Here is a 22,059-nt window from a genome sequence, read left to right as displayed (position 1 = left end):
CTATCCAGTTAGGGGGAAGTATTCAAACAAGAGGCTATAAACATTGATTTATAAAGGATTAAATCCACTATGAATATGAAAGAAATAAACATTTATCTATCTAAATTGATATCAAACCCTAAATATTCAATAAAGATGTATGAAAACCCTAATAAATTTATGAAAATAAATTATATATCCCAAGAAAATAAAGATATATTAGTTGATTTTTTTAGAAAAAATGGAGATAAGTTTGTCAAATCATCAATTTTACAAAAAAACAAAAGAATGGAGGGTTTAATAATGGCTTTGCCTTATCTATATAAATATCTCGCCAAAGAGCAATTTGAATATGAATTTGAAAAATATTTGCTGAACCTAGATTTCGATAATGAAGTAAAAAAAAACCCAATTATCGAATCCATATTTTTTTGTAGGCATATAATAAACAAAACAAAAGATAACATTTTAAAAAACATAGCCATATATGAAAAAGAAAAAAACAGTTTACTCATCGATTTACAACAAAACAACCTTTTAAATCCAAACACAAAAGAAAACTTAAAATACAATATCGATGATATTGATCTTGAGAGACTATTTATAGCTTCTAATTCAACAATAAGAATAAAGAAATTCAATATAGATATAATTTCTGTGTTATCACTAATTGATAAGAAATTACCAAAAGACGCTATAAAAAAAACACCAAATAAAAATGAATTAAATATTCTTTTCTACAAAAAACAAAAATCAAGAAAAATAATTTCATTATCAATTGGAGATATAATTAATCACATTATATTTTTATGCAAAAAAGTCATATCATTTTCTGAATTATATCAAGAAATTAATAAATTATATAATATAGATAAAGAATGCTTTATAACTACTCTCAAAAACCTTAGATCTAATAACCTAGTATCGTTTAATATATGAGGTATAATTCATGGGTAAATATGAAAAAATTGGTGTCGGTGTTAATTATAAAGCATCATTTTCAACCGAAATCCTAAAAAACCTTGAAAGTATTGATATATTAGAAATACATTCAGAAAAATTTTTTTTAGATGAAGAAGATTATTATCTAGAAAAATGCTGCAAAGAAATTCCTATTGTTTTTCATGGCCTCGATATGTCATTAGGGAGCGATGAAATTTTAGATAATCAATATCTTGAAAAATTAAAAAAGATCATCATGGATAAAAAACCTAAATGGTATAGTGATCATTTATCTGCCACACGACATGAACGTATTGAAGTTGGTCATTTAATGCCCATTCAATTTTCTATTGAAAATAGTTCCAAAATAACAGATAAAATCAAAAAAATAAAATCAGAGGTAAACGAAAATTTCATTATTGAAAATATTACATATTATTATGAAATGCCAGGCTCTGATATGTCAGAGATAGATTTCATAAGCAATATAATCAGGGATAGTGATTGTGGTATGCTATTAGATATTAATAACTTATACATTAATTCAATAAATCATAATTTTGATCCAAAGGATTTTTTACTTAAATTACCTCTAGATCATATAGTTGAAATACACCTAGCAGGTGGAGCTTACAAATTCGATATGATTGTAGACACTCACGCAAATAATATATGGAAAGAGGTGTGGGAATTATATGAGTTTGCTCTTTCAAAGACAGATACTTACGGTGTAATCATTGAAAGAGATTCTAATATCGATGATTACACAACTATTATTGATGAAATAAATATTGCACGTGAAATTTATAAAAGAACATATGGAAAATATAAATAACATGTTAATAAAACATTATGATTTAAAAATCGCATCGATGGCAAGCATACCAGAAAGGGAGTGTAACCTATTTTTTTCTGTACATTCAATATACCCACAAGTTGATGAATTAAATGTATATTTAAACGGCTATAAAGAAATTCCTGAATTCTTAAAAAGAGATAAAATAAATATATATATGAGCTATCAATTTGGCGATTTTGGAGATGCATCTAAATTTTATCCATTAATGAATAAGACAGGATATTTATTCACATTAGATGATGATTTAATATACCCTCCAGACTATATGAAAAAACTCATAGGAAAAATAGAAAAATATGAAAGAAACGCTTTTATATGTGTTCATGGTAATATCATTGATAAAAATTCAATTTTTTCATATTACAAAAATAAAAAAGGAATACATTTTAATAAATCACTAGATCATGATATTATTGTTAATATTCCAGGAACTGGTACCCTAGCTTACCATTCATCTCTTTATTCTTTCTCAATGTCATCATTTCCAATAAAAAATATGGCTGACATATGGGTAGCTGTTATTGCAAAAAAGAAAAAAATATCAATTATTTCCATTGATAGGAAAGATGACTGGGTGTGTACTTCGATAAAATATAAAGACATCTATTCTATATATAATAATAGAGAAAAATTAGACAAAAAAATATGTAACATAATAAAAAAAGAGGAGTTATATAAAATATGAACAATCAATATAAGAAGGATTTATATAGAAAAGGATATATTCTGATAAAAAATTTCCTTAGCGATAAAGAGAAAAAATCACTCAATATCTATGTTCAATTTCTTTATGATAAGAAAGATGAGCCTGGGAAAATCATGAAATACTATGAATCTAGCATAATTGATGGAAAGACAATTTTGAATAGGATTGAAAATTTCATTGATCACAAAGAAAACAATGCTATAAACTTCATAGAAAATAAATTATCAATTCTACTATCAGAGATATTAGAAAAGAAATACATATTATTTAAAGATAAAATAAATTTTAAATTAAAAGGAGGAGGAGGATTTAAACCACATCAAGATCATCTTGCATTTACTAAATTTATCAAAAACGAAATGTTTAACATAATGGTACCTATTGATGATATGAGAATAAGTAATGGCTGTTTGTATATTTCAAAAATCCCATTTAAAAAAAAGACAATACCTCACCATAAAGGAAAAGCATTGGAAAATACATATAAAAAATATAACTGGCTCCCTGTTCAAGCCAGATCTGGAGATATATTCATATTTAGTTCGTTTCTATTACATATGTCAAAAATCAATTTTTCAGAAAGGGAAAGAAGATGTATTTTTTTTACATATAATAATTCATTGGAAGGCGATCTTAGAGATGAGTATTTTAAATTTAAAAGGAAATCATTTCCTCCAATTATAGAGCGAAATGATATTGGTGACTACTCAAACTGGAAAAATAGTTTAGCACTAAAAATCCTTTAATTTATTGTCTTTTTATATGGAACTTTGATTATGTTAAAAGAAAGTTTTTTTTACCGCCGTGAAACATACGATGAAATACCAGAATTTAAAGCAACTAATGAAAAGTATGATTTAAGCCTAATGGAATTACCATATCAAACAAATTTACATCTTGAAAAAGAAAATGAAAAAATAAAACTTAGTGATATAAATAGATACCCAAATATTGATTGTAATATTATAAAAAATAAATTATGTGAACATCATGAGATTGATTATGATAACAATATACTCCTTGGTAATGGCCTTTTAGAAATAATCCAAACTATTTTACTATCATTTTCTACCGATAAAACAACGATAATAATTCCATCTCCTTCATTTTTTATGTTCACACGGTTATCTAAAATATGTAGAACAAATGTTTATAAAATACCTTTAGATATTAATCTCAATATTGATGTATTAAAATTCATTGATGCAGCTAAAAAAAATCCAAATCCAATAATCATTATCGACAATCCTAATAACCCAACAGGTGTATTATTTAAAACTGAAGATTTAAAAATAATAGCAAGTCATTGCAAATGCCCCATCATTATAGATGAGGCTTACATTAATTATTCAAAAAACAACTCAACCTCATTGGAACTTATAACAAATTTTGACAATGTCATTATCCTTAGAAGTTTTTCTAAAATAGGTTTTGCTGGACTTCGCTTTGGATATTTAATTTCGAACCGAGATATGGTTTCATACATCAATAAATTTTCACTACAATATTCTTTAAGTGATATAAAACTTAAGTTAGCACTAGAGATAATAGATAAAAACAAAATAAATAAAGAGCACATAAAAAACATAAAAAAATATAGGGATGAAATAATAAATAAATTATCTAATGTAGAAAATGTTTTCGTTTCAAACAGCCAAGCTAATTTTGTGTTTTTTAGAGGAGACAAAAACAATATAGCAAAATTTAATCATGAATTAATTAAGCATAGAATAAAAGTAAGTATTTTTCCTCATAATTATTCAGAAATAACTAATAATAGTATTAGATTTTCTCTTGGTAATAAAAAAATAAACAACATAATCTATAGCCTGATTCTAAAATCCTTTTAAGGAGGTATAAAAATGTACTATATTCTTGGGTATAATTCTATTACAGACTCTATAAGTAAAGCAATAAATTCTTATGATCTCTCATTTTATAATTATGATGAGTTTTTAAAAGAAAATTCTGTTTTTTCTGATATACCAGATAAAAACACACCATTAATAACATCTTATGAAGGAGGATTTCCATTTTGCTATGACTATCTTATTTCACTAAAAAACAAATTCTCTAATAATTCAAAAAAAATTGATAAAATGATAAAAGACAACACATTTTATAAATGGTTAAATATTTTATCTAAAAACGAACAAATATACAAATTAATAAATAGAATTATAAAAATAATAGTAATAAACAAACTTTTTTCATATACAAATGGAACTACACAAGACACCATTGGTCTTACATTTATTGATTTTAAGGATAATTTCAATTATCAAGATTTTTTAGAGCTAATCTTTCATCAGCTAATACATATGATTCTATTCATTGATGATATAGTACACTTCCATATGGAAAATGATACTAAATTTATAACAATAGAAGTAGAAGGAGTAAAATCTGTTTTTCATGATAACAAATTCCCTTTATATACGTTATTTCATAGTTATATTGTTGGCATAGAAATACTTATGTTCAGAAAAAATTTCTTTAATGAAAATTCATTTTCAAATTATCATGGTTCAACCGATAGAATAATAAATTTATGTAAAAAATTTTCAATTGCAATAGAAAAAAATATTTATTTTTTCTCAACACGTTCAAAGTACATTTTTGAAAAATCAAAAAAAATAATAAATTAAAAGAGAGGATAAAATGATATACAATAAATTAAACTTATTTGAAGAAATTAAAAAAACAATAAACTCAAAAGAATATAATATAAGGAAAAGCAGTGGAATAAATTTTACAAAAAAGATAGAAAAAGAAAAAATCACTCTAGAAAATAAGAAAGAAATATTTAACAATATCTATTTTAACGGCACTATATATCTTACCGAATTTGATACAGAAGAAAAAATAGATGAAATAATTATTCTACTTGAGAGTGTTTTAGGAAAAACCATTAACAATAAAAATAAGTATAACAATAAATATGAAATAATAACTGCCATTGAAAATCCACAGTGGTTTTTTGAATCTCATTATTCCCAACCAGTACATACTGATGAGGGTCATGAAAAAATTCAACCCAATATCCTTGCTCTTTATTGTAAAGAAAACTCTGAATTTGGGGGAGACAATATATTAGTTAATTCTAAATTAATTTACAAATTACTTATAGAGAAATATGGTGACAAGGTGGATTTATTATTCCATAATGACTGTATCACTTGCATTAAAAAAAATAATGAGTTTACAAAGAACATTTTTTTAAAAATAAAAGAAAACATAGGGATATCATTTTCACCATTAATTAATGAATTCAAATGCACTCAAGAAATCTATGAAATGCTTAAAGATATAAATTATCTAATACATCAAAAAGAAAATCAAATCTTCTTTAAACTAAAAGAAAATCAATGTATTATATTTAGCAATTATCTCTATTTACATTCCAGAACATTTTTCCCAAAAAACTCGAAAAGAACACTATATAGAATCTGGTTTTAGGAGGAAAAATGAATTTACTTATTGCAGATATATTAGAATACAAAGGTAAAATAAAACAATTTGCATCAGGGAATAAAAATCTTATTTTATTTTTATGTTTTTTATTTATTCCAGCAAAAGCGGGAGGGATTTTTATCGGATTGATACATTTATCACAATATGTAATAACTACAAATAACATGATAACCTCCCTTTACTTGATATCAATATTCCTGCTGGCATATGTTATCTTTTATTCAGTACAAAAACCGTTATTTCCATTAAAACACTCAAATAGTCTTATTTCATCATTAATAGACAAAAGAACTTTCTTTATATGCCGAATTATTTTTATGGCTTATAGTGCTATACCTATTTCTATTTTCTTTTTTATAGGATTATTATCTGATAGTGTCAATCCATTATCACAAGTCACTTCTGTATTATTCTTGATCATATCTTTTGCCGTAATTGGATTTTCCTTGTCAGAATTAAAATTCTCTCACACCATAATATTATCATTTTTGTTTATTTTCCTATCTATTTTTAGATATAGTCCACTACATAATTTAATTTATACCTTTATTATTTTAACCATTTCTTTTCAGCTATTTATTCATGAGAAAAAAGATAAAAAAAATTATCAAAGAAATGGTGTTGTTTTATCTAATAAACTTTTATCTCCTTATATTATAGATTTATCTTATTTCCTCTCAACTAACAAAACGTTTGTTGTGAATATGATCACATCAATAGTTGTTTTATATTTCACCGCTTATATAGCTTGTCAACAAGCACCTAAAAAAATCAATTATATTACAATAGGTTATTTTGGATTCATGCTCTATATCTCAATGATATTATTCTATAATTTAATTCACACCAATAAAAATCACCTTTGTCAACTAATTAATTTTCTATCAACAAAAAAACTTCGGTTTCTTCATTATTGTATATGCCTTTCTGTTTTTACTATCTCATGTTGTGTATTCATCCTCTTTGTGACAAATTCATTGTATATAGTTTTATTTCTTTATTATTATGTAATATCTGTTTTCACTGCACTAATGAACCTATCAAAGACACACTATACAAAATTACTCACATTATGTTCCATAGTTTTATTTTCTTGTTTAGGAGGATATATTTATGCTTGATATCATTGAACTGGAGACGATGGTTGGTAGTAGAAAGATATTCTCAAATGTTAATTGTCAATTTAATATTGGTATAAATCGTATCACTGGCATCAATGGTTCTGGCAAGACAACCTTTCTTTCTTGCCTTTCTGGCATTAAAAAGATGAATAAAGGTAAAATCAATTTTGTCAAAGATCATAAAAATCATTTATTCAACTTGCAAAAGCAAGGTTTTTATCTATCTGACCAAGTTAATTTTTACCATTTTCTTACTGGCCTTGATATCATTAATTTAACCAAACGTTATAAAAAGATAAATCATAACGCTCATTTGGTAGATTATTTAACAGGTTTTGATATCTCTCATTACTTAAATACAGAATTCGGCAATATGTCTTTAGGCACTAAAAAGAAATTTTTACTGACATCAGCATTAATGTCTGATGTTGATGTTTATATTTTTGATGAACCCACTAATGGTCTTGATTTAAAATCAATCACTTTTTTTAGGAAGATGATCAAATCCTTTGCCGACAAAAAAATTTTTATTTTAAGCTCTCATGATGAGAGTTTCTTGCAAGGGTTAATGATCAATGATTATAAGATACATCAAAACCAAGTTATCAAGATGGAACATTGATGCAATGCGATTGGATAAATATTCTTCCGCTTCACCACGCTCAGGCAATAATGCCTGTGTTATCTCCGCCAATTCCGTAAAGTGTTCACGGATTGTTGCACAATGAGTCTGCAATCGAGGGATATTTGCCAAAGCAGGCGGTTTGGTCGGCCGAAATTGAACCAGGTACTGTTCTACATGACGGATAAATGCATCTAACTGCCCATTAAGCTGGAATAAAGTTATTTCCCCTTCAACTTCCAGGGCATCCCTTGCTACTTCAGGAATATGGTGCCCTTCATCCAGAACCAACAGTAGATTTTTTGCTTCCGGCAAAACAGATTCACTTTCCAACGCAGCCATAACCAAAGAGTGATTGGCGACGACAACATCCGCATCTTCAATTTCCCTACGGGCAAGAAAAAATGGACAACGGGAGTAAAACTGACAATTGCGCGCCAGACAGTTCATTTTATCCGTACTGATTTTTGTCCACAGAGAATCTGTCAGTGCCAGTTTATGGTGATCACGTAAGCCATCCCAAACAAATGTCGTATAATCACTGCGCAATCGACGACATAGTTCCCGCTCTTCACTATTGGCAATTTCAGTCTGGTCTTCAACCAGAAACATCAAGTCAATCTGCTCTCCTTCTGCGGCGCAAATGGCTTCCAAGTTGCGCGGACAGACATAACGTGCCCGACCAAAAGCGCCCGTGTATTTCAGGTCAGGAATAATCTTACGCAGCAGCGGTAAATCCTTGCTGTAGATTTGATCTTGTAAAGCAACATTGGCTGTACTGACCACCAATGGTTTCTGTTCTGCCCGACTGATGGCAATCCCAGGGATCAGATATGACAACGTTTTTCCTACTCCTGTTGATGCTTCTATCACCAAATGCCGCCCTTCTTCATCCGCTAATGTCATCGCAACCTCAGCGATCATTTGGCGTTGCGGCGCGCGTGGAATGAAACCATCAATATGGATAGACAATGCTTTATGCCACTGACTAATCTGATTTTTTATTGAACTGGAAAGTGCCATGAATTTTTCTGCTTAAAAATGAGGAGCTATTCTCTCATAGAGTGAATCTCAGATCAGCCTTATAAGGCCATTACTGGGAAACAGTTTCCAGCTTTTGCAAAAATAGTTTATCGCTTGTCTTGCCTCTAGAAGCCGATATACTTTTGGCTTTCTATCTTTTGGATTTTGATGATTGTTATCCTCTTTTTATTAAAACCTTATTGGACACAGAGATGAAAAAAATCCTGCTTATTATCATTATATTATTTTCCATCGGCTCAATTGGTGGGATCTTTCTGGCAGGGATGAATATATATACCCGCTCAACTACACCAATAGAAGCACCACAACAGACTCAGCAGGAAAATGCGCCAACAGGGCAACAATAAATACGTTGGTTTGTATCGTAACACCCGATGAGGAAGCTCATGAAAAATGAATATTTTGTCAGTCCACAATGGTTAAACGAACATCGCCATGATGAGAATATCGTTGTGGTTGATGCCAGTGCTCCAATGCCCACCCAAACCGTTGATTATCATCAACTCTGGTTAGAAAAACACATTCCGGGTGCACAATTTTTTGATCTTGATAAGGTTGCCAATCTACAAACCAATCTGCCACACATGCTGCCAGAGCCGGAAACTTTCCGTCAGGTTGTCGGTAAAATGGGTATCAGTGAAAATCATCTGGTGGTCATTTACGATCAAGGCAATATGTTTTCTGCTCCACGGGCATGGTGGACATTCAACATCTTTGGTGCTCGTCATATCCGTATCCTCGAAGGAGGCTTACAAAGCTGGCAACAAGCTGGTTATCCAACCGAATCAGGAAAAGTGACCCGCTCATCTGAAATTTTCAATGTGCAGTTTATCCCTGAAAAAGTCTGTTCTCAGGCGCAAATCCTCGATGCTCTCCGTAATGAGATAGCAGTACAATTTGTGGATGCCAGAGCAGAAGATCGTTTTCAGGCAAAAGTGCCAGAACCCCGCCCAGGTTTGAGAATGGGACACCTTCCCGGAGCTAAAAATGTTCCGTGGACAGCCCTGATTGATAATGGGCGTTATAAGCCAGTAGAAGAAATTACGACAATATTTCGCAAGCAAGGTATTGATTTAGACCAACCCATCATAGCCAGTTGTGGCTCTGGCATGACAGCCGCTATTTTAGTTTTGGGACTTGATATGATTGGTCATAAAGAAGCAGGATTATATGATGGCTCCTGGGCTGAATGGGGAGCCGATGATTCACTTCCATTAGAAAAATAGCTGATTAGAACGAATAAATAGCGATGAGTTTACTGATTTACAAATTCGATTTCTCTTCTACGCCTTAATTTAACACATTGATGAAAAGGATTGAAAATTGTAAAAGTAACAATAAATGAACCCACAGGCCAATTAGTATTCGGCCTGTGGGTATATAAAATCTAATGAATGTATTAATAAATCATTATATATTAATTATACCTTTTCCTATTAATCCCCTAATAAATGGAATAAGATTATTATTAAAAAATTGGGTCACGTATTCAATCCGTAGATGTTGGTCTAAAATTCCCCTTTTTTCGGAGAAATTAAATGGCGATGACTGAAGTAAAATGTCGATTTTGCCAACGAACCTTTCAACTTGAGCGCATGCCAGGCAGGGATTAAAGAACAAGTCGTTGAAAGCGTGAAAATCTTACACTTCGCAACAGAATTAACGGATTGAATACACAACCAAATATAGAGACACTATATAACGCTATATATAATATGCGATGTCACTATATCACTGGAGGGATAAATCCGGCTAACAGAAGATTTGAGACTCTTGGGTAAAATGCCGCAGTAAACATTTATCTACAGCAGAAGAAATAACGTTAGCGATCTCAGCAGATGTTTTTAATACTCTGATTTGCATAAATAATTCATCCGCTTCATGATACTCTTTGCGCAAATATCCTAGCCATTGCTTGATGCGGGCAACGTGATAAAGCCCCGTATCCCCCTGTTTTTCCAGATAAGTATATTTTTGCAACAGCTTGAGTACACCACGCCACGGCATCTTTGGTTCATTATATTTAATGACACGACTCAAGTTTGGCACATGCAGGGCGCCACGTCCTATCATTACGGCAGCACACCCTGTCGTTTTGATACACTCCTGGGCACTCTGCCAATCCCAAATTTCACCGTTGGCAATGACAGGAATAGCGAGGCGACGCCGAATTTCCCCTATCGCCTTCCAGTTGATACGCTCTGCTTTATAACCATCTTCTTTGGTTCGCCCATGCACAACCAGCTCGGTTGCACCCGCTTGCTGGACGGCATCCGCAATCTCAAATTGGCGTGCAGCAGAATCCCATCCCAGACGTACTTTTACCGTTACCGGCAAATGGGCAGGCACGGCTTCACGCATGGCTTTAGCTCCCTGATAAATGAGTTCGGGATCTTTTAATAAACTGGCGCCTCCACCACTGCCATTGACTGCCTTGGACGGACAACCACAGTTTAAATCGACACCCCATGATCCCAATTCAACCGCCCTGACAGCATTTTCTGCCAACCATTCTGGATATTGCCCAAGGAGCTGGAGCCTGACAGGCGTTCCCGCTGGTGTACGGCTCTGATGATGCAGTTCAGGGCACAACCGGTAAAAGGACTTTACCGGCAGTAAGCTGTCAACTACACGCAGGAATTCAGTGATACACAGGTCATAGTCATTGATTTCACTCAACAGTTCCCTAACCAGAGAATCCAAAACCCCTTCCATAGGAGCCAGCAAAACGCGCATGAATTACTCTCCCGCCACCGAAGCACGTGGAGTTTTGCTTGCCCGACCTTTATTTACCCGATTTTGTTTGGCATGGCTTGGTTTACCATTTCTATGTGGGTTATTACCGCGCGGGTTATTACTATGTTGATTATCACTTCGTGGATTATTACCACGAGAGTTATTACCACGAGAGTTATTATCACGGCTATTGCGGCCGTTTTGGATAGGCTCAGCTTTGATAGAAGGATCAGGTTCATAACCCGAAATAGCAATGCGTGGAATTTCCCGCTTCAACAGGCGCTCAATATCTTTCAGGAGCTTATGTTCATCGACACACACCAGCGATATTGCTTGCCCTGTAGCTTCTGCACGCCCTGTACGGCCAATGCGATGCACATAATCTTCGGCAACATTTGGCAGCTCATAGTTGACGACATAGGGTAATTGGTCAATATCCAGTCCACGGGCAGCGATATCCGTTGCTACCAACGCGCGGATTTTCCCTGTCTTAAAATCAGACAGCGCACGGGTTCTTGCTCCCTGACTTTTGTTACCGTGGATCGCCGCAGCAGTTACACCATCTTTATTCAATTGCTCCGCCAACCGGTTTGCACCATGTTTGGTACGCGTAAATACCAGCACCTGTTGCCAGTTCTGGCTACCGATCATGTAAGAGAGCAATTCACCCTTGCGCTTTTTGTCCACAAAATGGATTGCTTGTTCAATTTGCTCAGAGGCTGAGTTACGCCGTGCCACTTCTACGCTGACTGGCTCTTTCAGTAATTTACTGGCGAGGTTTTTAATTTCATCAGAGAATGTTGCAGAAAAGAGCAAGTTTTGGCGTTTTGCTGGCAGCTTGCTCAACACACGACGAATATCGTGAATAAAGCCCATGTCTAACATGCGGTCAGCTTCATCTAAAACCAGGATCTCTACGCGAGAAAGATCTACCGCATTTTGGTGCTCTAAATCCAGCAAGCGCCCCGGCGTTGCTACCAGAATATCCACACCACCGCGCAGTTTCATCATCTGTGGATTGATACTGACACCGCCGAATACCACAAACGAACGTAATCTGAGGTATTTGCTGTAACTACGTACATTTTCCCCCACCTGAGCCGCCAGTTCTCTGGTTGGGGTTAAAATCAACACCCTGACCGGACGGCGGCCTTTTGCCTGAATCGGGGATTCGCTCAAGAGTTGCAGGATAGGCAAAGTAAACCCTGCGGTTTTTCCTGTACCTGTCTGGGCACTGGCTAATAGATCTTTGCCGGATAACACAACAGGAATGGCCTGCTGCTGAATAGGGGTAGGTTCCACGTAGCCTTGTTCTTCAACGGCACGCAAAATATCAGCCTTCAAGCCGAGTGACTCAAAATTCATAAATAAGAAATACTCCAGACTTCACCATGCCTGATATCAATTCAGGGGCAGTTTTATGGGAAGAAAACAGACGCGATAAAACGCAAAGAAACTACACAAACTGCAATGCACCGTATATAAATAGGGCATGAGTATAACAGATATGTCTTGCAACGCAGGTCAAAGAGAGTAATAAATTCGTCTAAAATTGACTAAATCTCTTTAGCCAAGGGAAATGAGCCAAAACTGGACGATTATTTTTTATGGGCGTCTATTAAAAAGACAATTTGTAGCAACTTTACATCTACTTGCTTTAGTTTTAAAGTTAATCATACGATTGATATATTTTTCGACACTCCCGAAAACGCTTTGTCACAGGAAATATTTTGACATGTCAGCAAAGAAGGCCCAGACATTACGCGGCGAACAAGCCAAACAACAACTTCTGGAAGCAGCGATAGAAATTTTTGGCAAATCTGGTCTGGATGGTGCGACTACCCGTAACATTGCCCAACTTGCACAGCAAAATATTGCAGCTATCGCATATTATTTCGGTTCCAAAGAAGGATTATACCTCACAGTTGTGCAACATATTGCCGATAAGCTAAAAGCGGAGTTTTCCCCCCTCATTGAAGCCATTGATCATTTTTTTGCCAAGACACCAAAACCCTATCCAAAAGATCCAATATTGGCATTTATTCATCAGGGAATGGTGAGCTATAACCGCCTGATTTTTGAGAAAAGCAGTATCAATATCAGCCGGATCATGTCCCATGAACAATTGACGCCGACAGCGGCTTACAGTGTCATGCATGAACAGGGACTGGCTCCCATTTATTCCCGAATGAATAAACTCATCGCCAATTATATCGGCGCTGATGAACGCCAAATTTCCACCCAAATCCACACTCATGCTTTATTGGGTGAGATCCTTTCTTTCCGTCTGGCTCGTGAAGCCTTATTGCGCCAAACCGGATGGGACAATATTGGTGCCAAAGAATACGAATTAATCAATCAGGTTTTATCTCAGCACATCAATTTATTGCTTGATGGGTTAAGAGAGAAATCAAAAATGCATACCCAATAGCTCTTAAGCAATGGCATAACCAACGAAGCCACCACTTGAAAGATAGAAGGTATAAATTGAACAAGGCATAAGGGATGGTATGAACAGTAAAAAGTTTGCTCTTGCCCTATTGGCGCTCATTGTTGTTATCGGTGCGATTGTCGGTATCTACTATTATCAGGAACAAAATAGCAGGGAGCTAACCCTGTATGGCAATGTCGATATCAGGACGGTCAACCTCAGTTTTCGGGTTGCCGGTAAACTGGCTGAACTACAAGTGGATGAAGGTGATGCCATAACGGTGAACCAGATGCTTGGTCGCCTTGATGATGCTCCCTTTATTAATGCCTTGAATCAGGCCAAAGCGGCGCGTGATGTCGCCAAGGCCAATCTTGCCAAAGCTGAGGCGGGTTATCGCAGCGAAGAAATCGCTCAAGTACGTGCTGAAGTAAAGCAAAAAGAGTCAGCCTTCCATTTTGCCGATAGTTTCCTGAAACGCCAGCAGGGCTTATGGCAAAGCAAAACCATTTCCGCCAATGAGCTGGAAAATGCCAGAACCGGACGCAATCAGGCACTGGCTGCTTACCAGGCGGCAAAAGATAAATTGCGGCAGTTCGAGACGGGTTATCGCATAGAAGAAATCGCGGCAGCAAAAGCCCAACTTATTCAGGCAGAAGCAACGGTAGCACAGGCGGAACTCGATCTAAAAGATACTCAACTCACTTCTCCATCGGCAGGGATGATCCTGACCAGAGCCATTGAACCCGGCACTATGCTGGCGGCTGGCAACACGGTTTTTACCCTGTCACTCACCAATCCCGTTTGGATCAGAGCCTATATTGATGAACCTCATCTCAATCAGGCTATCGCCGGACGGGAAGTTCTGATTTATACCGATGGGCGGAAAAACCAACCCTATCATGGCAAAATCGGTTTTGTTTCTCCAACGGCCGAATTTACCCCAAAAAATGTCGAAACACCGGATTTAAGAACAGACTTAGTGTATCGCCTGCGCATTATTGTCCTTGATCCCGATGAAGGGCTGAAACAAGGCATGCCTGTCACTTTACGCTTTGCTGAAATAAATAACTAAGGCGATAACATGACCAGTTCAGCTTATACGATAAAACTGAACGGCGTGGAGAAAACGTTTCCAGGATTAGAGGTTCCTGCTGTATCCCATCTGCAAGCAGAAATTCAGGGCGGATCAGTGACGGGTCTTGTTGGCCCAGATGGCGCTGGAAAAACCACGCTGATAAGAATGTTAGCCGGATTATTGAAGCCCGATAGCGGCAATATTGAAATTATGGGACTTGATCCCATCAAGGACAGTGTGCAAGTCCGTTCTGACCTCGGTTACATGCCGCAGAAATTTGGCTTGTATGAAGATTTAACCGTAATGGAAAATCTCACTTTATATGCCGACCTGCGTGGTGTACTTGGCGAAGAGCGCAAAACCACCTTTCAGAAATTACTCACCTTCACGGATTTAACCCGTTTTACCGGACGGTTAGCCGGAAAATTGTCCGGTGGTATGAAACAAAAATTGGGGCTTGCTTGTACTTTATTGGGTAGCCCGAAAGTTTTGCTACTGGATGAACCTGGTGTGGGCGTTGATCCCATCGCCCGTCGTGAATTATGGCAAATGGTTCATGAACTCGCTTCTGACGGCATGCTGATCCTGTGGAGCACCTCTTATTTGGACGAAGCCGAATTATGTCGTGATGTTTTGCTGATGAACCGCGGTAAGCTGCTCTATCGCGGCCAGCCACAAGACTTAACCCAAAATATTGCGGGTCGATCTTTTTTGCTTGATGTTAAACAAGATGCGCGCCGCAAAATGCTGCAACACGCCCTTACCTTACCCCAAGTGACTGATGGTGTCATTCAGGGAAAATATGTTCGCCTGATCTTAAAAAAAGGGGTGGATAAAAACGAATTACTTCAACAGATCGATTTACCTGAAACCAATATTCTAGAGGCCGAACCCCGTTTCGAAGATGCATTTATCGATTTATTGGGCGGCGGCCCATCCCATCGTTCCGAATTGGCTGAAATAATGCCGCAAATCCCGCCAAACCCAACGGAAACCGTGATAGAAGCCCGTAGCCTGACCAAAAAATTTGGCGATTTTGCTGCCACTGACCATGTCGATTTTCAGGTGAAACGGGGAGAAATATTCGGCCTATTAGGGCCAAATGGAGCCGGAAAATCGACGACCTTCAAAATGATGTGTGGTTTAATGATCCCGACGTCAGGCAAAGCGCTGGTTTTGGGTATGGATTTAAAAACCGGTTCAGGCAAAGCCCGCCAACACCTTGGCTATATGGCGCAAAAATTCTCACTGTATGGCAACCTGACGGTTGGGCAGAATCTTAAGTTTTTCTCCGGTGTTTACGGCCTGAAAGGTCGCCATCAACAAGAAAAGATGTCTGACATGATCCGTGCTTTCAATCTTGGGTCAATCTTACATCAAAAGACGGATAGCCTTCCGCTCGGATTTAAGCAACGACTTGCCCTTTCCTGCGCATTGATGCACGAACCTGATATTCTGTTTTTGGATGAACCCACTTCGGGTGTTGACCCGCTGACCCGCCGCGAATTTTGGCTACATATCAACGGCATGGTAGACAAAGGGGTCACCGTGATGGTTACAACTCACTTTATGGAGGAAGCCGAATATTGTGATCGTATCGGGCTGGTCTTTCGGGGCAAATTGATTGCAGCCGGAACACCCGATGAACTAAAACAACTGGTTGCCACGGATAAGCGCCCTAATCCTTCCATGGAAGATGCTTTTATCGGCCTCGTGTTGAACTACGATAAGGAGCCGCAATGAGTCATTCTGAACATGTAACACCCCAGCAAGCGGTCAGTTTCTCATGGCGTCGATTGAAGGCACTCTGTATCAAGGAAACTAAGCAAATTGTCCGTGATCCCAGCAGTGCTTTAATTGCGGTAGTTATCCCTTTAATGTTGCTCTTTATTTTTGGTTACGGCATTAACCTGGATTCCAGCAAGCTGCGCCTTGGTATTCTCATGGAACAACAGAGCGAGGACGCCCGTGAATTGGTGCATGTCTTTACCGGATCGCCCTATATTGATGCCACCATCAGCGACAATCGCCAGCTCTTAATCAAAAAAATGCAGGAAAACCAAATTCGGGGCATTATCGTCATCCCTGTCAACTTTGACGCCCAGCTTGCCCGCGCAGACAGCCATGCTCCCATCCAGGTTATTACCGATGGCAGTGAACCGAATACCGCCAATTTCGTGCAGGGCTATACCAAAGGCATCTGGCAAATCTGGTTACAGCAACGAGGGCAAAATCGTGGGGTTGCAACGCCCCCCTTGATTGATACACAAATCCGCTATTGGTTTAATCCCGCCGCCATTAGCCAGCACTTCCTTATCCCTGGTGCTGTTTCAATTATTATGACCGTGGTCGGCGCAATTCTTACCTCGCTCGTCGTCGCCCGTGAATGGGAACGCGGCACTATGGAAGCGCTACTTTCGACCCAGGTTACCCGCACCGAATTGCTGCTCGCCAAATTATTACCCTATCAAATGCTGGGATCTTTCGTCATGGTACTTTGTATGCTATTCACGGTGTTTGTGCTGGGGGTTCCCTATCGCGGCTCACTCTGGATATTAGCATTAGTTTCCAGCCTTTATCTCGCTACCGCTCTGGGGATGGGGTTACTGATTTCCACCCTGACACGTAATCAGTTCAATGCGGCGATGATTTCTCTCAATGCCGCTTTTTTGCCTGCCATTATGTTGTCTGGTTTTGTTTTCGAGATAGACAGTATGCCTGTGCTTATTCAGGCTGCGACTTATGTCATACCTGCACGTTACTTTGTCAGCAGCCTACAGACGCTCTTTCTGGCGGGAAATATTGGCACTGTGTTGCTGACAAACCTGCTCCTGTTGATTGCCAGTTCCATCGTCTTTATCGGCCTGACCGCGTGGAAAACGCGTCGGCATCTGGATTAAAAAGGAAAGAGCATGTTTTATCGTCTGTATACACTTATCATGAAAGAGTTGCAGTCTCTTCTGAGAGAACCGCAAACACGGAACATTTTGATTTTGACTGTGATTATACAAATGATCCTGTTTCCGTGGGCCGCAACGCTGGAAGTCAAAAACGCCACCATCGCTATTTATAATGAGGATAAAGGGCAGGCATCGATTGAGTTAACCCAACGGCTGGCAAAATCAAAAGCATTTCCTGATGTTATTTTACTAACCAGTTCGCAAGAGATCCGCCCCACTCTGGATAACCGCAAGGCACTGCTGCTGGTACGCTTTCCACAAAATTTCAGTGCTGATCTCGCCAACCATAACCCAACATCAATTCAAGTTTTGTTGGATGGGCGTAATTCAAACAGTGCCCAAATCGCAGCCAACTATATCCAGCAGATTGTGATGAATTACCAGCAACAACGGTTGGGAAATGCCCCTAATTTCAATAATAGCGAACTTATTGTGCGTAACTGGTATAACGCCAATTTGGATTATAAGTGGTTCGTTGTGCCGTCGCTGGTTGCCATGATTACAACGATTGGTGTTCTGATTGTCACAGCGTTGTCAGTCGCTCGTGAGCGGGAACAAGGGACACTGGATCAGTTGCTGGTTTCGCCACTGGCAACCTGGCAAATTTTCCTTGGCAAGGCCATTCCGGCACTCGTTGTGGCGACAATGCAAGCAAGCATTGTTTTGCTGATTGGAACACTGTTCTATCAAATTCCTTTCGCGGGTTCCTTGCTGCTATTTTATGGCTGTATGGTGATTTATGGCTTATCTCTGGTGGGTTTCGGTTTGCTGATTTCTGCTGTCTGTTCCACCCAACAACAAGCGTTTATTGGTGTATTTGTGTTTATGATGCCCGCTATTTTGCTTTCTGGTTATATCTCTCCGGTCGAGAATATGCCCGTTTGGTTACAAAACATCACCTGGATTAATCCAATCCGGCATTTTACCGACATCACCAAGCAGATTTATTTGAAAGGGGCGGATTTATCCGTTATTTGGCCTAATTTATGGCCTTTATTGGTAATTACTGCAACAACTGGCGGGATCGCTTATCGGCTATTTCGGAATAAGATTGCCTGATAAATTTAACGCTGTGAAAAACCACCTAATTGAATTGCCTGTCATTAAACGTAGGATAATTCTCTATTATATTTTTTAATGAAAATAGCAATATCGCTTATTATATCCTTACTAGTTGTTACTTTACTTTTTTTCTAATGAGTGTTAGTTTTTTTAGAAAACCATAAAAAATCATAAGAAAATCAAATTATATATTTTAGATAGTTCAAATTGAAATAATTATAAAACTATATTTAAATTGTAATAATACCTGAGAATAAAATATGACGGAGCGTAATTATTTATCAAATCAAGCACTGACTGATAATGTTGAAGTGATTGGTTGTATTCCTCGTGATAATGGATGTTATTCCACTTGGTTGAAGTCTACAATATTTCATCCTCAAGGAGGGGGACAACCCAGCGATATAGGCTGGCTTAATGAAGTTGAAGTAGTTCACGTGAATGTGGAAGATGGTGACATTGTCCACTTAACGACAAAACCTGTGGCTTTGGGAAATGCTTTTGCTCGTGTTGATATTGAACGACGCCAATTATATTCGCGGCTGCATTCTGCTGGGCATCTTATTGGGCATGTAGTTGAGCTTATGATGTGGCATCCGATTAAAGCTCATCATTGGCCGGGTGAAGGAAGAATAGTATTTAAGCCGGGTGTGAATGCTCAAAGTGTATCGGAAAAGCATATTCAAACGATATGTGAAAATTATATTAGACAGGATCTACCATGCAAAGTAGTTCAACGAAATGATGGATTTCGAGAAGTTAGTTTTGGTCATTTTACGCCTTACCTTTGTGGTGGTACCCACGTAACATCTCTAGGACAACTAGGAAATATTAAAGTGCAGGAGGTTAAAATAAAGAAGGGCAATTTAATAGTACATTATGATGTAGCCTGACAATTTAATATATTGTTTCTAAAAATCACCAGTAAATAAAATAAAAGGATATTATGATTATAGAAGTTGATTGCCTTGATGCGACATGTCTGAAAAAGCTTGCAGATAAGGAAATTTTAGTTATACGTGTAAAACAATTTGTACCTAATTTGTTAGCTGAGATGCATTTTAGATGAGTTTTGGCCTGCTGGTGCCCAAATTGAAAACACTTTATGGTAAGAAAATGTATGTGGGATTATCGAGGGTAGTCATACCTGGGGTCACTTTTCTTGCACACCATGACATTTTTGCTAAGGATGCCCCTGATAGCTTTAAGGCTAAAAGTCTTCAAGCTCAGTTTGCAGCTAATGTTTATCTTTCTATGCCCAGTGAAGGTGGAGCCTTACAAATTTGGAAGGATGAACTCTCTACAGAAGAATTTGATGCTATGCGTGGTGATAGTTATGGGATTGAGCCTTATTTGCTTGGTGAACCAGCACTAGAGATTCGACCAGAGATAGGTGATCTTTTGATCTTTAATTCTCGATGTATGCACTCTGTGACTGCTGGTGTCGATGATCTACGTTTGAGTCTGTCTTGTTTTATAGGCTATTGTGGAACAGAAAATCTATTGTCATTCTGGAGTTGATATGTTGTCTAACTATTGGGGGGAATTTCTGGGGCTGGCTGTGATTCATTTCCTGGCAGTAGTTGCTCCAGGTCCAGATTTTGCGGTAACTATACGGCAGAGTGTAAGATTTGGATGTTGGGCAGGGATATGTACGGCAGTAGGTATTGGAGCGGGAATATCAATACATGTTATCTATACACTAGTGGGAGTTAGTGCATTAATGCATGCCACTCCGTGGTTGATGGAAGTGGCAAAACTCGTTGGTGCAATTTATATCGCGTGGCTTGGTATCAAATTTATCAGAAGTAAACCTGCTAATTTGGATACCTTAGAGGGTGAAGGAATTAGTTTGGCCTCACAGAGTAGATGGAAAGCATTTCTGATGGGGTTTATGACCAATGCCCTTAATCCTAAGGCGACATTGTTCTTTTTGGCCGTTTTCACAACCGTAGTGAGTAGTAATACACCTATTCTGATACAAGTCTTCTATGGTCTTTGGATGTGTGTAGTCAATGCTGTCTGGTTTGTGTTGGTGAGTATCATTTTCTCAAATGCATTGATTCGTAATAAATTCATACAGAAAGGTTATTGGTTTGAACGAGTAATGGGAATAGTATTGATTGGGTTTGCTGTCCGGTTGTTATTTCTGTCTATATGATTTTCCCCAAGACCAATATTGATTATGAACTTATCATTGTTTGATTCGATAAAGGTGAAATAACTATTAAAAAAACCCTGACAAAACAGGGTTTTTATATCAAAAAATCATTTAATCTATCAGTGACTATCGGCGATCACCCAAAATACGTAACAGCATTAAGAACAGGTTAATGAAGTCCAGATATAGAGTCAATGCACCAGTAATTGAATACTTGCGCAGGGTTTCTTTATCGTTAACATCCAATTGTTCACCCATTTCTTTCAGTTTTTGGGTATCGTATGCCGTCAAGCCAGCAAAAATCACAACACCGATATAGGTGATTGCCCACATCAATGCCGAGCTTTTCAGCCAGATATTTAGCAACGAAGCCAGAACAATGCCAATTAGCCCCATAAACAGGAAGCTACCCAGACCACTCAGGCTACGCTTAGTGGTATAACCATAAACGCTCAATGCACCGAACATACCCGCTGAAACGACAAATGTGCTGGCAATAGAACTGGCGGTGTAAGCCACAAAGATACTGGAAAGTGTTAACCCCGTTAGCATGGAGTACAACATAAACAACCCTGTCGCCAGTGCCCCACTCATTTTATGAACCAAACCAGACAGCACAAATACTAGCGCAAGCTGTGCGATGATTAAGCCATAGAAAACAATAGAGCTACTGAAAACGGCGTATAGAATTTCAGGGGTATTTGCCACATACCATGCAACAAATGCGGTTAACAGCAAGCCACAAGTCATCCAACCATAGACTTGTGCCATGTAAGTTTGTATACCAGAACCAGTTTTCTGGACAATCGAACCATTAGAACGTTGATATCGGTCCATGACGATTACCTTTTCATGACAATGTTTAAGGATTAAGAATGTTTAAAAAT

Annotated in this window: 22 protein-coding genes and 1 pseudogene; 19 read left to right on the top strand and 4 right to left on the bottom strand. The window is 37.3% G+C overall.

Annotated elements, in window-relative coordinates; translation table 11 throughout:
- Positions 1 to 69 precede the first annotated feature (69 nt).
- The 9 genes from Xedl_RS40310 to Xedl_RS40270 are packed head-to-tail and all read left to right on the top strand — an operon-like array spanning position 70 to position 7,703.
- Complete coding sequence (locus Xedl_RS40310) at positions 70 to 918, top strand: hypothetical protein (RefSeq protein ID WP_074022445.1); 849 nt, start codon at positions 70 to 72, stop codon at positions 916 to 918.
- A gap of 10 nt (positions 919 to 928) precedes the next feature.
- Positions 929 to 1,756, top strand: coding sequence for an MbnB/TglH/ChrH family RiPP precursor modification enzyme (locus Xedl_RS40305; protein WP_074022444.1), 828 nt, complete (start codon positions 929 to 931; stop codon positions 1,754 to 1,756).
- Positions 1,740 to 2,465 carry a glycosyltransferase gene (locus Xedl_RS40300; RefSeq protein ID WP_074022443.1) on the top strand — a complete coding sequence of 242 codons (726 nt, stop codon included), beginning with the start codon at positions 1,740 to 1,742 and terminating at the stop codon, positions 2,463 to 2,465. The genes Xedl_RS40305 and Xedl_RS40300 overlap by 17 nt, the downstream gene beginning before the upstream one ends.
- Positions 2,462 to 3,232, top strand: a complete 771-nt coding sequence (locus Xedl_RS40295) for a phytanoyl-CoA dioxygenase family protein (RefSeq protein WP_074022442.1) — start codon at positions 2,462 to 2,464, stop codon at positions 3,230 to 3,232. The genes Xedl_RS40300 and Xedl_RS40295 overlap by 4 nt, the downstream gene beginning before the upstream one ends.
- 30 nt (positions 3,233 to 3,262) lie before the next feature.
- A complete protein-coding gene (locus tag Xedl_RS40290; RefSeq protein WP_074022441.1) occupies positions 3,263 to 4,336 on the top strand; it encodes a pyridoxal phosphate-dependent aminotransferase in 1,074 nt (357 codons plus the stop codon).
- A gap of 12 nt (positions 4,337 to 4,348) precedes the next feature.
- Positions 4,349 to 5,134: a hypothetical protein gene (locus Xedl_RS40285; protein ID WP_074022440.1), complete on the top strand. Its 786-nt coding sequence runs from the start codon at positions 4,349 to 4,351 to the stop codon at positions 5,132 to 5,134.
- A 13-nt stretch (positions 5,135 to 5,147) separates the two neighbouring features.
- The gene (locus tag Xedl_RS40280) at positions 5,148 to 5,945 is read left to right on the top strand and encodes a TauD/TfdA family dioxygenase (RefSeq protein WP_074022439.1); all 798 of its coding nucleotides are present in this window, start codon (positions 5,148 to 5,150) and stop codon (positions 5,943 to 5,945) included.
- Between the two features lie 8 nt (positions 5,946 to 5,953).
- Positions 5,954 to 7,081 (top strand): hypothetical protein, encoded by a 1,128-nt coding sequence (locus Xedl_RS40275; RefSeq protein ID WP_074022438.1) that lies wholly within the window; start codon positions 5,954 to 5,956, stop codon positions 7,079 to 7,081.
- Complete coding sequence (locus tag Xedl_RS40270; protein ID WP_074022437.1) at positions 7,074 to 7,703, top strand: AAA family ATPase; 630 nt, start codon at positions 7,074 to 7,076, stop codon at positions 7,701 to 7,703. The genes Xedl_RS40275 and Xedl_RS40270 overlap by 8 nt, the downstream gene beginning before the upstream one ends.
- A gap of 15 nt (positions 7,704 to 7,718) precedes the next feature.
- Here the strand turns inward: Xedl_RS40270 and Xedl_RS40265 are convergent.
- Positions 7,719 to 8,726 (bottom strand): annotated as a pseudogene (locus Xedl_RS40265) (DEAD/DEAH box helicase); the annotation flags it as partial.
- Positions 8,727 to 8,938: 212 nt separating this feature from the next.
- On the opposite strand from Xedl_RS40265, the gene Xedl_RS40260 reads away from it, so the two are divergent.
- Positions 8,939 to 9,094, top strand: a complete 156-nt coding sequence (locus tag Xedl_RS40260) for a hypothetical protein (RefSeq protein WP_167366712.1) — start codon at positions 8,939 to 8,941, stop codon at positions 9,092 to 9,094.
- A 39-nt stretch (positions 9,095 to 9,133) separates the two neighbouring features.
- A complete protein-coding gene (sseA, locus tag Xedl_RS40255; protein ID WP_074022436.1) occupies positions 9,134 to 9,973 on the top strand; it encodes a 3-mercaptopyruvate sulfurtransferase in 840 nt (279 codons plus the stop codon).
- 526 nt (positions 9,974 to 10,499) lie between these two features.
- Here the strand turns inward: sseA and dusC are convergent.
- The gene (dusC, locus tag Xedl_RS40250) at positions 10,500 to 11,483 is read right to left on the bottom strand and encodes a tRNA dihydrouridine(16) synthase DusC (protein ID WP_074022435.1); all 984 of its coding nucleotides are present in this window, start codon (positions 11,481 to 11,483) and stop codon (positions 10,500 to 10,502) included.
- 3 nt (positions 11,484 to 11,486) lie between these two features.
- The gene (rhlE, locus tag Xedl_RS40245; protein ID WP_074022434.1) at positions 11,487 to 12,848 is read right to left on the bottom strand and encodes an ATP-dependent RNA helicase RhlE; all 1,362 of its coding nucleotides are present in this window, start codon (positions 12,846 to 12,848) and stop codon (positions 11,487 to 11,489) included.
- Positions 12,849 to 13,218: 370 nt separating this feature from the next.
- Between rhlE and Xedl_RS40240 the strand changes: the two genes are divergently transcribed.
- From Xedl_RS40240 to Xedl_RS40205, 8 genes are all read left to right on the top strand, one after another.
- Complete coding sequence (locus Xedl_RS40240) at positions 13,219 to 13,914, top strand: transcriptional regulator (protein WP_074022433.1); 696 nt, start codon at positions 13,219 to 13,221, stop codon at positions 13,912 to 13,914.
- Positions 13,915 to 13,993: 79 nt separating this feature from the next.
- Entirely contained in the window at positions 13,994 to 14,986 is a 993-nt protein-coding gene (hlyD, locus tag Xedl_RS40235) for a secretion protein HlyD (RefSeq protein ID WP_074022432.1), read from the top strand.
- A 9-nt stretch (positions 14,987 to 14,995) separates the two neighbouring features.
- Entirely contained in the window at positions 14,996 to 16,732 is a 1,737-nt protein-coding gene (locus tag Xedl_RS40230) for an ATP-binding cassette domain-containing protein (RefSeq protein WP_074022431.1), read from the top strand.
- The gene (locus tag Xedl_RS40225; protein WP_074022430.1) at positions 16,729 to 17,889 is read left to right on the top strand and encodes an ABC transporter permease; all 1,161 of its coding nucleotides are present in this window, start codon (positions 16,729 to 16,731) and stop codon (positions 17,887 to 17,889) included. Before Xedl_RS40230 ends, Xedl_RS40225 begins: the two co-directional genes overlap by 4 nt.
- A 12-nt stretch (positions 17,890 to 17,901) precedes the next feature.
- Complete coding sequence (locus Xedl_RS40220; RefSeq protein ID WP_074022429.1) at positions 17,902 to 19,008, top strand: ABC transporter permease; 1,107 nt, start codon at positions 17,902 to 17,904, stop codon at positions 19,006 to 19,008.
- 263 nt (positions 19,009 to 19,271) lie between these two features.
- Positions 19,272 to 19,904: an alanyl-tRNA editing protein gene (locus Xedl_RS40215; RefSeq protein WP_074022428.1), complete on the top strand. Its 633-nt coding sequence runs from the start codon at positions 19,272 to 19,274 to the stop codon at positions 19,902 to 19,904.
- A 172-nt stretch (positions 19,905 to 20,076) separates the two neighbouring features.
- A complete protein-coding gene (locus tag Xedl_RS40210; RefSeq protein WP_208605018.1) occupies positions 20,077 to 20,532 on the top strand; it encodes a 2OG-Fe(II) oxygenase in 456 nt (151 codons plus the stop codon).
- Position 20,533: 1 nt separating this feature from the next.
- Entirely contained in the window at positions 20,534 to 21,172 is a 639-nt protein-coding gene (locus Xedl_RS40205) for a LysE family translocator (RefSeq protein WP_074022427.1), read from the top strand.
- A 126-nt stretch (positions 21,173 to 21,298) separates the two neighbouring features.
- Here the strand turns inward: Xedl_RS40205 and Xedl_RS40200 are convergent, their stop codons facing one another.
- Positions 21,299 to 22,009, bottom strand: coding sequence for a Bax inhibitor-1/YccA family protein (locus Xedl_RS40200; RefSeq protein WP_074022426.1), 711 nt, complete (start codon positions 22,007 to 22,009; stop codon positions 21,299 to 21,301).
- Positions 22,010 to 22,059 lie beyond the last annotated feature (50 nt).

Source organism: Xenorhabdus eapokensis (assembly GCF_001908105.1).
The sequence above is the reverse complement of the archived record's forward strand: the minus strand, read 5'-3'. Positions and strand labels throughout refer to the sequence as shown.